This is a genomic window from Streptomyces sp. NPDC058674 (assembly GCF_042716505.1).
Classification (GTDB): domain Bacteria; phylum Actinomycetota; class Actinomycetes; order Streptomycetales; family Streptomycetaceae; genus Streptomyces.
In genome coordinates this window covers 1-13,958 of record NZ_JBHXSC010000110.1, presented here as the reverse complement: position 1 = coordinate 13,958, position 13,958 = coordinate 1, and the positions used below count along the sequence as shown (strand labels likewise).

General features: G+C 71.7%; 16 protein-coding genes. 12 read left to right on the top strand and 4 right to left on the bottom strand.

Annotation, left to right across the window (positions count from 1 at the left end; all coding sequences use genetic code 11):
* The coding region (locus tag ACFWU6_RS32610) for an RDD family protein (RefSeq protein WP_383984966.1) at positions 1-737 on the top strand (737 nt) is incomplete at its 5' end.
* A gap of 62 nt (positions 738-799) precedes the next feature.
* Positions 800-1,549: an RDD family protein gene (locus tag ACFWU6_RS32605; protein ID WP_383984963.1), complete on the top strand. Its 750-nt coding sequence runs from the start codon at positions 800-802 to the stop codon at positions 1,547-1,549.
* Between the two features lie 154 nt (positions 1,550-1,703).
* Here ACFWU6_RS32605 and ACFWU6_RS32600 read toward each other — a convergent pair whose 3' ends face one another.
* Entirely contained in the window at positions 1,704-1,994 is a 291-nt protein-coding gene (locus ACFWU6_RS32600; protein WP_383802973.1) for a hypothetical protein, read from the bottom strand.
* A gap of 483 nt (positions 1,995-2,477) precedes the next feature.
* On the opposite strand from ACFWU6_RS32600, the gene ACFWU6_RS32595 reads away from it, so the two are divergent.
* Entirely contained in the window at positions 2,478-4,829 is a 2,352-nt protein-coding gene (locus tag ACFWU6_RS32595; protein WP_383984969.1) for an immune inhibitor A domain-containing protein, read from the top strand.
* A gap of 117 nt (positions 4,830-4,946) precedes the next feature.
* Entirely contained in the window at positions 4,947-5,258 is a 312-nt protein-coding gene (locus ACFWU6_RS32590) for a hypothetical protein (RefSeq protein WP_383802971.1), read from the top strand.
* A gap of 43 nt (positions 5,259-5,301) precedes the next feature.
* On the opposite strand, the gene ACFWU6_RS32585 is transcribed toward ACFWU6_RS32590, so the two are convergent.
* Positions 5,302-5,892: an isochorismatase family protein gene (locus ACFWU6_RS32585; protein ID WP_383802969.1), complete on the bottom strand. Its 591-nt coding sequence runs from the start codon at positions 5,890-5,892 to the stop codon at positions 5,302-5,304.
* Between the two features lie 162 nt (positions 5,893-6,054).
* Positions 6,055-7,383 carry a nicotinate phosphoribosyltransferase gene (locus ACFWU6_RS32580; RefSeq protein WP_383984960.1) on the bottom strand — a complete coding sequence of 443 codons (1,329 nt, stop codon included), beginning with the start codon at positions 7,381-7,383 and terminating at the stop codon, positions 6,055-6,057.
* 80 nt (positions 7,384-7,463) lie between these two features.
* On the opposite strand from ACFWU6_RS32580, the gene clpS reads away from it, so the two are divergent.
* The 7 genes from clpS to ACFWU6_RS32545 all read left to right on the top strand — a co-directional run bounded on the left by clpS (position 7,464) and on the right by ACFWU6_RS32545 (position 12,295).
* Positions 7,464-7,778 (top strand): ATP-dependent Clp protease adapter ClpS, encoded by a 315-nt coding sequence (clpS, locus tag ACFWU6_RS32575; RefSeq protein ID WP_383802966.1) that lies wholly within the window; start codon positions 7,464-7,466, stop codon positions 7,776-7,778.
* A complete protein-coding gene (locus ACFWU6_RS32570) occupies positions 7,778-8,383 on the top strand; it encodes a DUF2017 domain-containing protein (protein WP_383984957.1) in 606 nt (201 codons plus the stop codon). Before clpS ends, ACFWU6_RS32570 begins: the two co-directional genes overlap by 1 nt.
* Positions 8,384-8,754: 371 nt before the next feature.
* Positions 8,755-10,206, top strand: coding sequence for an amino acid permease (locus ACFWU6_RS32565; RefSeq protein WP_383802962.1), 1,452 nt, complete (start codon positions 8,755-8,757; stop codon positions 10,204-10,206).
* A 133-nt stretch (positions 10,207-10,339) separates the two neighbouring features.
* Positions 10,340-10,762, top strand: a complete 423-nt coding sequence (locus ACFWU6_RS32560) for a Mov34/MPN/PAD-1 family protein (protein WP_383802960.1) — start codon at positions 10,340-10,342, stop codon at positions 10,760-10,762.
* A 77-nt stretch (positions 10,763-10,839) separates the two neighbouring features.
* Positions 10,840-10,947 (top strand): putative leader peptide, encoded by a 108-nt coding sequence (locus ACFWU6_RS32555; RefSeq protein WP_310941867.1) that lies wholly within the window; start codon positions 10,840-10,842, stop codon positions 10,945-10,947.
* 110 nt (positions 10,948-11,057) lie between these two features.
* Complete coding sequence (locus tag ACFWU6_RS32550; protein ID WP_383802957.1) at positions 11,058-11,345, top strand: MoaD/ThiS family protein; 288 nt, start codon at positions 11,058-11,060, stop codon at positions 11,343-11,345.
* A complete protein-coding gene (locus tag ACFWU6_RS32545; RefSeq protein WP_383802955.1) occupies positions 11,345-12,295 on the top strand; it encodes a PLP-dependent cysteine synthase family protein in 951 nt (316 codons plus the stop codon). The genes ACFWU6_RS32550 and ACFWU6_RS32545 overlap by 1 nt, the downstream gene beginning before the upstream one ends.
* Before the next feature lie 143 nt (positions 12,296-12,438).
* On the opposite strand, the gene ACFWU6_RS32540 is transcribed toward ACFWU6_RS32545, so the two are convergent.
* Positions 12,439-12,858, bottom strand: a complete 420-nt coding sequence (locus ACFWU6_RS32540; protein ID WP_383802953.1) for a hypothetical protein — start codon at positions 12,856-12,858, stop codon at positions 12,439-12,441.
* Positions 12,859-13,070: 212 nt separating this feature from the next.
* On the opposite strand from ACFWU6_RS32540, the gene ACFWU6_RS32535 reads away from it, so the two are divergent.
* Positions 13,071-13,823 carry an MBL fold metallo-hydrolase gene (locus ACFWU6_RS32535; RefSeq protein ID WP_383984954.1) on the top strand — a complete coding sequence of 251 codons (753 nt, stop codon included), beginning with the start codon at positions 13,071-13,073 and terminating at the stop codon, positions 13,821-13,823.
* Positions 13,824-13,958 lie beyond the last annotated feature (135 nt).

Below are 13,958 nucleotides of genomic sequence, written 5' to 3'. Positions count from 1 at the left end.
AGCCCGCGCCCCCCGCCCCCGCCGCCGTACCGGGCTCCGGCCCCCGCCCCGGCTCCGCACGGCCCGCAGGCGCCCGCACGCCCGCCGTGCGGTCTCCGGAGCCCGACACCGCCCGCTCCGCGGCCCCGGCCGCCGCCGCGCCCCCCGCACAGGGCTGGGAGCCCCGGGCCGGTGGAGCCCGCCCGACGCTGCCCCGGCCCGAGGCGGAGACGCCCCGTACCACCCGCATCGGGACCCCCCGGGCGGTCTTCGAGCGGATGGCGGAGCAGGCCGTGCGCCCCGCCGGACTGGTGCGCCGCGCGGTGGCCCGCCTCGTGGACTCCCTCGTCCTCGGCGCGGTCGCGGCCGGGACCGCCCTGCCGCTGGTCCCCGGGGCCACCGCGCACCTCCAGGCCAAGGTGGACGCCGCCCGGGCCGGCGGCCGCACCACGACCGTCTGGCTGGTCGACGCCACCGTCGCCGCCGACATCGGCCTGGTCCTGGGTGCGGTCCTGCTCTTCGGCGTCTTCTACGAGGCCCTGCCCACCGCCCGCTGGGGCCGCACCCCCGGCAAGAAGCTCCTGGGCGTCCGGGTCCTGGCCACCTCCACCCTGCGCCCGCCCACCTTCGGCGCGGCCCTGCGCCGCTGGCTGGTGTACGCCCTGCTCGGCCTCCCCGGCAGCCTCTGGTGCCTGGTGGACCGCCCGCGCCGGCAGGCCTGGCACGACAAGGCGGCGAAGACGTACGTGGCCCGTTAGGCCGTCCCCCGAACGGACGCCGTCCCGTTGCGGGGGTCCCGCGGCCGGGTTCGACTCGGGCCATGAGCACCGACCAGCCGCCGCCGGGCCAGCCGCCCGAGGACGACCCGTTCCTCAAGAAGCCCCAGGAACCGACGCCTCCGTCGGGTGGTTCGCCGTACGGCTCACCGCCACCCGGGGGCGGCGGGTTCCCGCCCCCGCCCCCCGGCGGTTCGGGCGGCGGGGGATACCCGCCCCCGCCGCCCCCGTACGGCGGCGGCGGCGATCCGTACGGCGGGAGCGGCGATCCGTACGGCGGGAGCGGCGGCTACGGCATGCCGGACCCGCTGGCCGGGATGCCGCCGCTCGCCGACATCGGCAGGCGGCTCGCCGCCCGCATCATCGATGTGGTCATCATCGCCATCCCGCTGTTCCTCATCCAGCTGGCGGTCGGCACCAACCGCTACGCGGTCGCGACCGACCGGGGCGAGGACGTCACCGAGGTCATCACCAAGTCCTACAGCGGCAGCGGCCTGATCATGACCCTGGTCTCGATCGTCGCGTACGTCGGCTACGACTGGTGGTTCACCAAGAAGAAGGGCCAGACCGTCGGCAAGAAGGCGATGGGCCTGCGCGTCGCGATGCTCAACGACGGCAGCGTCCCCCCGTCCAGCCCGGCGCTCAGCCGCGCCGCGGTGCTCTGGCTGCCGACCCTGATCTGCTGCTTCTGCCTGTGGCCGATCGCGCTGTTCGTCTCGGTCCTCGTGGACAAGCCCTACCGGCAGGGCCTGCACGACAAGGTCGCCAAGACCGTGGTGGTCAGGTCCGGCTGATCCTCCCGTGCGGGCCCCTCCGGCACCGGTACGACAGGCATCAGGCCCGGACGGGCAGCAGGACAGGACAGGACGGCACGGCGCGCGGGCGGTCTCCCTCCGGGGAGGCCGCCCGCGCCGCGTCGTGCGCGGCCGGTGCGCGGGGGGCCAACCGTCAGTGGTGCACGGGGTGTTCGGCCGCGGCCGACCTCGCCTCGGGCACCCGGGCGCCGGTGCCCGGGCCCGCGCCGGAGGCCGCCGCGGACCCGGTACGGGCCGCGTGGCGGCCGTGGCGTTTGGGGACGGGCACGGTGAGTGCGACGAGCAGGCCGAGGGCGAGGGCGGCCGCCGCGATGACCGCGACCCCGAGCCCCGTACTCGTCTGCGAGAGCAGCAGCATGGCGATCGTCGACACGACGACGGTGACGGACCCGTAGGCGAGCTGTGCGGCAGTCGGACGCGGCATGGCGATATCCGTCCTCAGGGAGGGGAGGGGGAGTCGGCTCAACTAGGTCGCGCGTCAAGTGACTCTACGACGGGAGATGCCCGAGGGGAACCACCGGTAAGCGTGGCCTCACCCACGGTGCCGGAGCACGGGGGGCGCACAGGTTCATTTTCTGTGCCCCGAAACGTCTCGAACCGTTCGGGAAAGTGGCTTGAACCGGACGATTGGGCCGTCGGGAAGCACCCTTCGCCCCGTATGGCAGGGGAACGTCCGAATAACGGAACTGACTGACCGCATAGTGCAGTTGTAACGAGCAAGTCAAGGTCTGTCTTTTCTCGCGTTGCTCCGGTCAAATGTCGTCACTTGAGACGCGCGCCGCGCGGAACCCCCCACTCCTATGGAGAAGTTCCGACCTACGTCGCGGCCGCGGGAGGGGAACGACTTCAAGTGACCAGCAATTCCGTCAGACGACGCGCCCTGCGCGCCGCCGCCGTCACCGTGACGATGGCGGCCTGTGCGACCAGTGCGACCTTCTTCACCGTCACCTCGGCCCAGGCCGATCCCAGCCCCCTCGGCGCCCCGGCGGCCGACCGGCAGGACCCGGCCGCCCCGTCCAAGGTGGCCGACCACGACCTCAAGGGTCCGTTCAGCGAGCAGCAGGCGCAGCAGCGCAAGGCTGCCCTCGACCAGGTGCTGAGCGGCAAGAAGGGCGTCGAGCAGCGCGGTGCCTCGAAGGTCGTCAAGCTCGACGACAAGAAGTACGTCGAGCTCGGCCGGGAGAAGACCGACAAGATCTTCACGATCCTCGTGGAGTTCGGCGACCAGGTCGACAACACGACCATGCACGACCCGGACGGCCCGGGCCCCAAGCCCGAGGCGCCCAAGTACGGCGGCACCCCCGGTCCGCTGCACAACACGATCGCCCAGCCGGACCGCACGGTGGACAACAGCACCGCCTGGCGCAAGGACTTCAGCCGCAGCTACTTCCAGGACCTGTACTTCGGTACCGGCAAGGGGAAGGACTCGCTGAAGACCTACTACGAGAAGACCTCCTCGGGCCGCTACTCGGTCGAGGGCGAGGTCTCCGACTGGGTCAAGGTCCCGTACAACGAGGCCCGTTACGGCTCCAACTACTGCGGCCAGACCAACTGCTCCAACGTGTGGGACACCGTCAAGGACGGCGTCCTCGCGTGGACGGAGGCCCAGAAGAAGGCCGGGAAGACCGACGCCCAGATCAAGGCGCAGCTGGCCCAGTACGACCAGTGGGACCGCTACGACTTCGACGCCGACGGCAACTTCAACGAGCCCGACGGCTACATCGACCACTTCCAGATCGTCCACGCGGGCGAGGACGAGTCGGCCGGCGGCGGCGTGCAGGGCACCACCGCGCTGTGGGCCCACCGCTGGTACGCCTACGGCACCCAGGCGGGCAAGACCGGCCCGGAGAACAACAAGGCCGGCGGCGCCCAGATCGGTGACACCGGCATCTGGGTCGGCGACTACACGATGCAGCCCGAGAACGGCGGCCTCGGCGTCTTCGCGCACGAGTACGGCCACGACCTCGGCCTGCCGGACCTCTACGACACCTCCGGTGGCGGCGAGAACGGCGTCGGCTTCTGGTCCCTGATGTCGGCGGGCTCCTGGCTCGGCAAGGGCCAGGACTCCATAGGCGACCTCCCGGGCGACATGACGGCCTGGGACAAGCTCCAGCTGGGCTGGCTGAACTACGACAAGGCGAAGGCCGCGACGAAGTCCACCCACAAGCTGGGCGTCTCCGCGTACAACACCAAGGACAAGCAGGCGCTGGTCGTCGAGCTGCCCAAGAAGAAGGTCCAGACCGACATCGTCGCTCCCGCCGAGGGCTCCTCGCAGTGGTGGAGCAACATGGGTGACGACCTCAAGAACACCCTGACCCGGTCGGTCGACCTGACGGGCAAGAAGTCCGCCGCCCTGTCCCTCAAGGGCTGGTGGGACATCGAGGCCGAGTACGACTTCCTCTACACCGAGGCCTCCACCGACGGCGGCGCCACCTGGACTCCGCTGGCCGGCACCGTCGACGGCACGGCCCTCCCGGTCGACGCCTCCGGCAGCCCGTCGCTGACCGGCGTCTCGGGCGCCTGGAAGTCGCTGAACTTCCCGCTCGACGCCTACGCGGGGAAGAAGGTCGACCTCCGCTTCCGCTACCAGACGGACGGCGGCGCGGGCGGCAAGGGCTTCACGGCCGATGCCGTCACCGTCACCGCGGACGGCTCCACCGTCTTCGCCGACGGCGCCGAGAACGGCGACAACGGCTGGACCGGCAAGGGCTTCTCCCGCATCGGCGCCGGCTTCACTAAGGAGTACGCGCAGTACTACCTGGCCGAGAACCGCCGCTACGTCTCGTACGACTCCACCCTCAAGGTGGGCCCGTACAACTTCGGCTTCGGCAACACCCGTCCGGACTGGGTCGAGCACTACCCGTACCAGGACGGCCTGCTGATCTGGCAGTGGGACACCTCCCAGAAGGACAACAACACCAGCCAGCACCCGGGCCAGGGCCTGATCCTGCCGATCGACGCCAACGCCAAGCCCATGAAGTGGGCCGACGGCACCCTGCTGCGGAACAAGATCCAGCCGTACGACGCGACCTTCAGCGCCTACTCGACGGACGCGTTCACGCTGCACAAGAACGGCGAGGAGCTCTTCGTCAAGCCGAAGCCCACGAACCTGGTCTTCGACGACCGCAAGGGCAAGTACTACTACGACGAGAACCCGACCGGCTCCGTGAAGGTCACTGACACCAACACGAAGATCAAGATCGCCAAGGAGACCTACGACGGTCTCGAAATGACGGTCGAAGTCGGACCCTCCAAGTAAGTGACCCGGTAAAACCGCAGGTCACAGCATGATCGGCCGTCGCCCTCTAGCGGGCGGCGGCCGTTCGCGTTTAGATGCACGGGCCGAGTCTTCTTGTTGACGGGGGAGCTGAAGATCATGCCCGGTGGAGGTTTCGTGCGATTGCCAGGCGGCAGCGTGGTGGTCGCGCTCACGCTGCCGCGGCCCTCCGGGGAGGGCGGAAGCGTCCGCGTGCTGGTGCACGCCGCGAACCGGGCCCGCGCCCTGACCAGGCTGCGGAACCTCGGGATGCGGGCGGTGTACCTGCGCGGCAACGCGCAGCCCCCGACCCCGGACGAGGTCACGGCGGTCCTCCACCACCCGGACGGCCTGCTGTGGCGCTGCGCCCCCGACGTGGCGGAGGAGCTCTGGCACCCGATCCGGGCCCTCCTGGGCACCCGGGTGCCGTGACCTCCGGGCGCGTCCCCGCGGGGGCCCGGGCCGGCCGCGCCGGTCAGCGCAGGGCGCCGACCAGTTCCACTCCGGCCGTCCGCAGCTCCTCCAGGGCGCGGGCGGTGGTGTGCGGGGCGACGGCCGCCGTCAGGCCCAGCAGGACGCGGGTGCCGAAGCCGGCCCGGGCCGCGTCGAGGGCGGTGGCCCTGACGCAGTGGTCGGTGGCGATGCCGACCACGTCCACCTCGGTGACGTCCCGGTCCCGCAGCCACCGGTCGAGCGTCACCCCGTTCTCGTCGGCCCCCTCGAACCCGCTGTAGGCGGCCTCGTACGCACCCTTGTCGAAGACGGCGGCCACGGCCCCCGAGGCCACGGCGGGGGCGAAGTTCGGGTGGAAGCCGACGCCCTCGGTGCCCGCGACGCAGTGCACCGGCCAGGAGCTCTCGTAGTCCGGCCGGGCCGGCGGGTGCGCGAAGTGCGCGCCGGGGTCGACGTGGTGGTCGCGGGTGGCGACGACGTGCCGGTAGGCGGGCGTGGCCTGGCCGATCAGCTCGGTGACGGCGGCGGCGACGTCGGCCCCGCCGGCGACCGCCAGGCTGCCGCCTTCGCAGAAGTCGTTCTGTACGTCGACGACGATCAGTGCGCGGTGCATGTCGCGTGCCCTTCGGTTCGATGGTGTGCGGCGGCGTCAGGGCCCTGCGGGGGCTCTTCCCCCACCCCGCCCCTTCCCGAAACCGCGGCCGGTACCGGGCCCCGGGCTCCCGCACCGGGAGCCCGGCGCCCCCGCCTCCGGCCCGAGCGCCCCCGGGGAGGGTCAGACGTACTCGGTGGGGATCACGGCCTCGCCGCGCGAGAGCTGGGTCGCCGAGAGGGGGAGGCCGGCGAGGACCGCGCGGTGGCGGTCACGGGCGGCCTCCAGGGGCTCGCGGGCGACCACCTCGCCGCCCTTCACCAGCTCGACCAGCAGCTGGTGGTCGGCCAGGGCCGAGGGGACCGGGCCCGTGCCGACGACCTCCGCCTCCGCGGCGCCGTCCGCGTCCACCCGGCGGGCCGCCCACTTGCGGCCGCCCACCGAGGTCTTCCCGCCCGAGGACTTCTTCGCCACCGGCGCCAGCGCCGCCTTCGGGTCGGCCGACGTCGCCCGCGCCACCAGCTTGTAGACCATCGAGCACGTGGGGTGCCCGCTGCCCGTCACCAGCTGCGTGCCGACGCCGTACGCGTCCACCGGCGCCGCCGCCAGCGAGGCGATGGCGTACTCGTCCAGGTCCGAGGTCACCACGATCTTCGTCGCGGTCGCCCCCAGCTCGTCCAGCTGCTGCCGCACCCGGTGGGCCACCAGCAGCAGGTCCCCGGAGTCGATCCGCACCGCGCCCAGGTCCGTCCCCGCGACCTCCACCGCCGTGCGGACGGCCTCCGCCACGTCGTACGTGTCGACCAGCAGGGTCGTTCCGCTGCCCAGCGAGGCCACCTGGGCGGTGAAGGCGTCCCGTTCGCTGTCGTGCACCAGGGTGAAGGCGTGCGCGCTGGTGCCGACCGTGGGGATGCCGTAGCGGAAACCGGCCGCCAGGTCCGAGGTGGAGGCGAAGCCGCCCACGTACGCGGCCCGCGCCGAGGTCACCGCCGCCAGCTCGTGCGTGCGCCGCGCGCCCATCTCGATCAGCGGGCGCCCGCCCGCCGCCGAGGACATCCGGGACGCGGCCGCGGCGATCGCCGAGTCGTGGTTGAGGATCGACAGGATGACGGTCTCCAGCAGCACGCACTCGGCGAAACTGCCCTCCACCCGCAGCACCGGGGAGCCCGGGAAGTAGACCTCGCCCTCCGGATAGCCCCAGATGTCGCCGGAGAAGCGGTACGAGGCCAGCCAGTCCAGCGTCCGCATGTCGACGACGGCCCGCTCGCGCAGGAACTCCAGCACGGCGCCGTCGAAGCGGAAGTTCTCCACCGCGTCCAGCACCCGGCCGGTCCCGGCGACCACCCCGTAGCGGCGCCCCTCGGGGAGCCTCCGGGTGAACGCCTCGAAGACCGAGCGCCGGTCGGCGGTGCCGTTGGCCAGGGCGGCCTGCAGCATCGTGAGCTCGTAATGGTCCGTGAAGAGCGCTGTCGACGGCACGTCCACCGGCAGGCCCAGGTCCGCAGGGTTCATGGCACGGATGCTAGCGCACATCTCGTCAAAGTGACGAGATGTAGGGCCCGTTTGTGCGACGGGCCCCTCGCAGTGGCAGCATGGGACGAGTGAGTGTTGCTCCTGTAGAGATCGAACGCACCGAATCGGCCGAGGAGACCTTCGCGGTCCCCGAACCCGACGTCCCCTGGGTGACCCTGGTGCACAACGACCCGGTCAACCTCATGAGCTACGTGGCGTACGTGTTCCAGGCGTACTTCGGCTACTCCAAGGACAAGGCGCACAAGCTGATGCTCGACGTCCACCACAAGGGGCGGGCGGTCGTGTCCAGCGGCACCCGCGAGGAGATGGAGCGCGACGTGCAGGCCATGCACGGCTACGGCCTGTGGGCGACCCTCACGCAGGACCGCGGCTGATGGGGGGCACCTTCGAGGCCCTCAAGGGCGGCGGCGGCGCCGCCATCGCGCTCGACGAGATCGAGGTCTCCATCCTGCGCTCCCTGGCCGTCCAGCTGCTGGAGCTGATCGGCCCCGGCGCCCCGGAGCCCGACGAGGACGCCGACCCGCTGGCCGCGCTCTTCGCCGAGGGCCCCTCCGAGCCCCCGGCGGACCCGGCCCTGGCCCGCCTCTTCCCCGACGCCTACGGGGCCCCCGACGGCTCCGGGGACGCGGGCGTGGACCCCGCGGAGCTGACGGCCCGGGCGGCGGAGTTCCGCCGCTTCACCGAGAACGACCTGCGCGACCGCAAGCGCGCGGACGCGCTGGCCGTCGTCCGCAGCCTGGACGGGCTCACCCCGGCCGGCGACGGGGCGGCGGTGCTGGAGCTGACCGGCGAGCTGCCGCTGCGCTGGCTCGGCGCCCTCAACGACCTGCGGCTGACCATCGCGGCCCGGCTCGACATCACCGAGGACGACGAGGGCGCGGTGCTCTTCCGGCTGCCGGACGACGATCCGCGCAAGCCGATGGTGATGGCGTACCTCTGGCTCGGCGGCCTCCAGGAGACCCTGATCGAGACCCTCTGAGGGAAGGTGCCGCCCCCGGCCCGCCGCCGGGGGCGGGTGGACACCCTCGGGAGATCCTCGAAGGCACGGTCTGTTCGCTCAGCGGACGCTCAAATCCGGATAACGATCAGATCACCACCATGCGGTGTTCTGAGGCGTTTCGCGCTCCCTGTCCTGAATTTCCTGTGCCGCGCGTCACATCGCCCTGTCCCGATCCCCCGTAAGGCCGTGATAAATCTTCACGACCGCCGCCGGGACGCCACCCATGTCCCGCGGCCTGCTCGAACCGGCTGATCGCCGGCGTGCAACTCCATCCGTATCCGGGGGGATCGAGGACCCGATCCGCAGCCTTCGAAAGGGCGCGGGTCGGCGTGGAGAAAGGCGCACCAGACATGACCTCTGTGCAGGTCGAGCAGCACGGCAAGACGCCCGGCGAGGGCACCCGGGGCGAGGGCGACGGCGAGGGTTACCACCGCGCGCTCGGCGCCCGGCAGATCCAGATGATCGCGATCGGCGGCGCCATCGGCACCGGCCTGTTCCTCGGCGCGGGCAAGGCCATCTCGAAGGCCGGCCCGAGCCTGATCCTGGCCTACGCCATCGCGGGCCTGGTCATCTTCTTCATCATGCGGGCCCTGGGCGAGCTGCTCATGTACCGCCCCGTCTCCGGCTCCTTCTCGGACTACGCCCGCGAGTTCCTGGGCCCGTTCTGGGGATACGCGACCGGCTGGACGTACTGGCTGTTCTGGGTGGTCACCGGCATCACCGAGGTGACGGCCGCCGCGAAGTACATGTCGTACTGGACGCACGACAGCTTCCCGCAATGGGCGTACGCGCTGATCTTCACGGTCATCCTGTACTGCGCCAACCTGATCTCCGTGAAGCTCTTCGGCGAGCTGGAGTTCTGGTTCTCGATGGTCAAGGTCACCGCCATCGTCGGCATGATCCTGATCTGCGCCGGCATCCTCACCATCGGCTTCTCCGACGCCGCGGACACCGCCACCGTCTCCAACCTGTGGAACGACGGCGGCTTCTTCCCCAAGGGCATCGGCGGCACGCTGATGACCCTCCAGATCGTGATGTTCGCCTTCCTCGCGGTCGAGCTGGTCGGCGTCACCGCCGGCGAGTCCAAGGACCCCGAGAAGACCCTGCCCAAGGCCATCAACACCGTGCCGTGGCGCATCGCCGTCTTCTACGTCGGCGCGCTCATCATGATCCTCTCGGTCGTCCCGTGGACCCACTTCCAGCCCGGGGTCTCGCCCTTCGTCGCCGCCTTCGAGCGCATGGGCCTGGGCGTCGGCGCCGCGATCGTCAACTTCGTCGTCCTGACCGCGGCCCTGTCCTCCTGCAACTCGGGCATGTACTCCACCGGCCGCATGCTGCGCGACCTCGCCATGAACGGCCAGGGCCCGAAGTTCTTCACCAAGCTCACCAAGAACGGCACCCCGCTCCTCGGCACCACCTTCTCCGCGGCGCTGATGCTCGTGGGTGTCTGGATCAACTACGTCGCCCCGGGCAAGGCCTTCGACTACGTCGTCTCCTTCGCCACCATCTCGGGCATGTGGGCCTGGATCATGATCCTGGTCTGCCAGATCCGCTACCGCGCCAAGGCGGACCGCGGCGAGCTGCCCCAGTCCTCCTTCCGCGCCCCCGGCGCCCCGTGGACCAGCTGGTTCGCCCTGCTCTTCATCGGCATGGTCATCGTGATGATGGGCGTCGACAAGGACTCCCGCGTCTCGCTGTACTGCGCGCCGCTGTGGGGCCTGATCCTGGGCGTGTCCTACCTGGTCCTGAAGAAGCGCAACCCGCGCGGGGCGGCCTTCAACAAGGTCTCGCAGTCCGCGTAGCCGCTCCCGGAGCGCGCCTCCCGGCTGCCCGCCGCAGCCGGGAGCCGCGCTCCGCAGGGCCTCGTGTCCACCATTCGGGCCCTCCCGTACCACGCACCGGTACGCGAGGGCCCGTCTGCTTATCCTGTCGCTCATGCTGACCCTCACCCAGGACCTGTACGACCGGATCGTCGAGCACGCCCGCCGCGACCACCCCGACGAGGCGTGCGGCGTCGTGGCCGGCCCTGAGGGCACCGGCCGCCCCGAGCGGTTCGTCCCGATGCTCAACGCGGCCCGCTCGCCCACGTTCTACGAGTTCGACTCCAAGGACCTGCTGAAGCTCTACCGCGAGCTGGACGACCGGGACGAGGAGCCGGTGATCGTCTACCACTCGCACACCGCGACCGAGGCGTACCCCTCGCGCACGGACGTCACGTACGCGAACGAGCCGGGCGCCCACTACGTGCTCGTCTCCACGGCGGACGCGGACGGCCTCGGGGAGTTCCAGTTCCGCTCGTACCGCATCGTCGACGGCGTGATCACCGAAGAGGAAGTGCAGGTCGTAGACGCCTACTGACCAGTATGTGAGCGGTCGGCGTCCACGATGCGGGATCACCCTCCAAACCGGTGACCGGGAATCGTTAACATGACCGCATGGTTCCCCACGACGTGAGCATCGAGACGCCCGGCAGGCTGCTGCTCGTGGCGCGGCTGCACGTCGACCTGTGCCGCCTCGCCAGCGCCATCTGTCCTGCTGCCTGAGCACCACAGCCCTGTCGCGCGGGGGCACGGGATTCGCGCGCCCACGTTCTCACCGCCCCTTGCTTCGCCCCTTGCACGACGTCCAGACCTTCACGACACAGGAGCCCGCCATGGCCATCGAGGTCCGCATCCCGACCATCCTCCGCACCTACACCGACGGCCAGAAGGCCGTGTCGGGCGAGGGTGCCACCCTGGGCGAGCTGTTCTCGGACCTGGAGACACGCCACAAGGGCATCCGCGAGCGCATCGTCGACGAGACGAAGGGCGGCGAGCTGCGCCGCTTCGTGAACGTCTACCTCAACGACGAGGACGTGCGCTTCCTCGCCGGCATCACCACCGAGCTGTCGGACGGCGACAGCGTCACCATCCTCCCGGCCGTGGCCGGCGGATCGAAGTAATGCGCTACGACTCCCCGCTGGCCGCGGTCGGCAACACGCCGCTGGTCCGGCTGCCCCGGCTGTCGCCCTCGGACGACGTGCGCATCTGGGCCAAGCTGGAGGACCGCAATCCGACCGGCTCGATCAAGGACCGCCCCGCGCTCCACATGGTCGAGCAGGCCGAGAAGGACGGCCGGCTCTTCCCCGGCTGCACGATCCTGGAGCCGACCTCGGGCAACACCGGCATCTCCCTGGCGATGGCGGCCAAGCTCAAGGGCTACCGCATCGTCTGCGTGATGCCGGAGAACACCTCGCAGGAGCGCCGGGACCTTCTCTCCATGTGGGGAGCCGAGATCATCCCCTCGCCGGCGGCGGGCGGGTCGAACACCGCGGTCCGGGTGGCCAAGGAGCTGGCGGCGGAGCACCCGGACTGGGTGATGCTCTACCAGTACGGCAACCCGGACAACGCGGGGGCGCACTACGCCACCACGGGCCCGGAGATCCTGGCCGACCTCCCCTCGGTCACCCACTTCGTGGCGGGCCTGGGCACGACCGGCACCCTGATGGGCGTCGGCCGCTACCTGCGCGAGCACGTCGAGGGCATCAAGATCGTCGCGGCCGAGCCGCGCTACGACGACCTGGTCTACGGCCTGCGGAACCTGGACGAGGGCTTCGTCCCGGAGCTGTACGACGCCTCCGTGCTCACCACGCGGTTCTCGGTGGGCTCGGCGGACGCGGTCACCCGCACCCGGGAGCTGCTCCAGCAGGAGGGGATCTTCGCGGGCGTCTCGACCGGGGCCGCGCTGCACGCGGCGATCGGCGTGGGGCGCAAGGCGGTGGCCGCGGGCGAGTCGGCGGACATCGTGTTCGTCGTGGCCGACGGCGGCTGGAAGTACCTGTCGACGGGCGTCTACACGGCCGCCACCACGGAAGAGGCGATCGAGGTCCTCCAGGGCCAGCTCTGGGCCTGACGCCCGACGCCTCGCGGCGGGCCGGGCCCCCGGCCCGCGCCGCGGGGCCGCCCGCGGGGCCGGTGCGGCCCGTCAGGACGCCGTCCGCGGCCCTTCGGACGCAGCCCCCGGCCCCACGCGGTCGAACACCCTCCGCGCCCGGATCACCGGCCGCCCCCCAGCCCCTTGACCTCGTCCCACAGCGCCGGGTCCAGCACCCCCACCCGGCGCCGGAACTCCCAGAGCGACACCTCCGCCGGGCGGTCCGCCTCCAGGTACCCCGCCCGGCCCTGCGCCCCCACCGTCCCCGGCGGCAGCGGGATCACCCCGGCCCGCCGGTCGTCGTACTTCCCCGTGACCCATGCGACCCGCGCCCGGTGGCCGCGCACCTGCGCCACCGCCAGCACCAGGCACGTCCGCCCGTCCGCCAGACACCACAGCTCGCCCGCCCGCGGCCGGGGCGGCGGGCCGGTGCCCCGCGCGGGCGGGGCCCGGCGGGGGACGCCCAGCCGTCCCCCGGCGACCAGCACCACCAGCGCCACGGCCACGACCGCGGCCACCGCGGGCCACCAGGACGTGTCCATGTTTCGACCGTAGCCGTGCGGGAAAGCCCCGGCACGGCAGGGAGCCCCTGACGGCAACGTCCGTACCCGCCGTCGCTCCACCGGGTGACAGCGCAGGTGATTCCCCCCACAACGGCCCGCAGCGGAGGAGCGACCGGACGTTTCGCGCCTTACGCTCGACCCACGCACGGCCCGCATTCCGTCCACGGACCGTCCACGGAGGTTCACGCTCCATGAAGCTCACCGTCGTCGGCTGTTCGGGCTCGTTCCCGTCCGCGGAATCGGCCTGTTCGAGCTACCTCGTCGAGGCCGACGGCTTCCGGCTGCTCCTCGACATGGGCAACGGCGCCCTCGGCGAACTCCAGCGCCACTGCGGCCTCTACGACCTCGACGCGATCTTCCTGAGCCACCTGCACGCGGACCACTGCATCGACATGTGCGCGTACTTCGTCGCCCGCTTCTACCGGCACGAGGGCGGCCGCTGCCCCGCCCTGCCCGTCTACGGTCCCGAGGGCACCGAAAGGCGCCTGACCACGGCCTACGACGACGTCCCCGACGAGCGCTCGATGAGCGAGGTCTTCGACTTCCGGACCCTGAAGTCCGGCACCTTCGAGATCGGCCCCTTCCGGGTCCGTACCGAGCGGGTCAGCCACCCGGTCGAGTCGTACGGCATCCGCATCGAGCACGGCGGCCGCTCGCTCACGTACTCCGGCGACACCGGGGTCTGCTCCGAGCTGGGCCTGCTCGCCGAGGGCGCCGACCTCTTCCTGTGCGAGGCCTCCTTCACCCACGGCAAGGAGGACGTCCCGGACCTCCACCTCAACGGGCGCGAGGCCGGGGAGTACGCCCGGGACGGCGGGGTCGGCCGGCTCGTGCTCACCCACATCCCGCCGTGGACGGACGCCGAGCAGAACCTCGCCGACGCCCGCGCGGTCTACGACGGCCGGGTCGACCTGGCGTACCCGGGAGCCGTCTACGAGGTCTGAGGACCGCCGCCGCCCAGGGCAGGGCGGCATCCACCGCCGGGCGCGGGGGGCCCCCCGGGGCCCGCTTCCCAACGCGGCGGGGGCCGGGGGTCGGGGGGGTGGGCCCCGGGGGGGGGCCCCCGGGGGGGGGGCGTC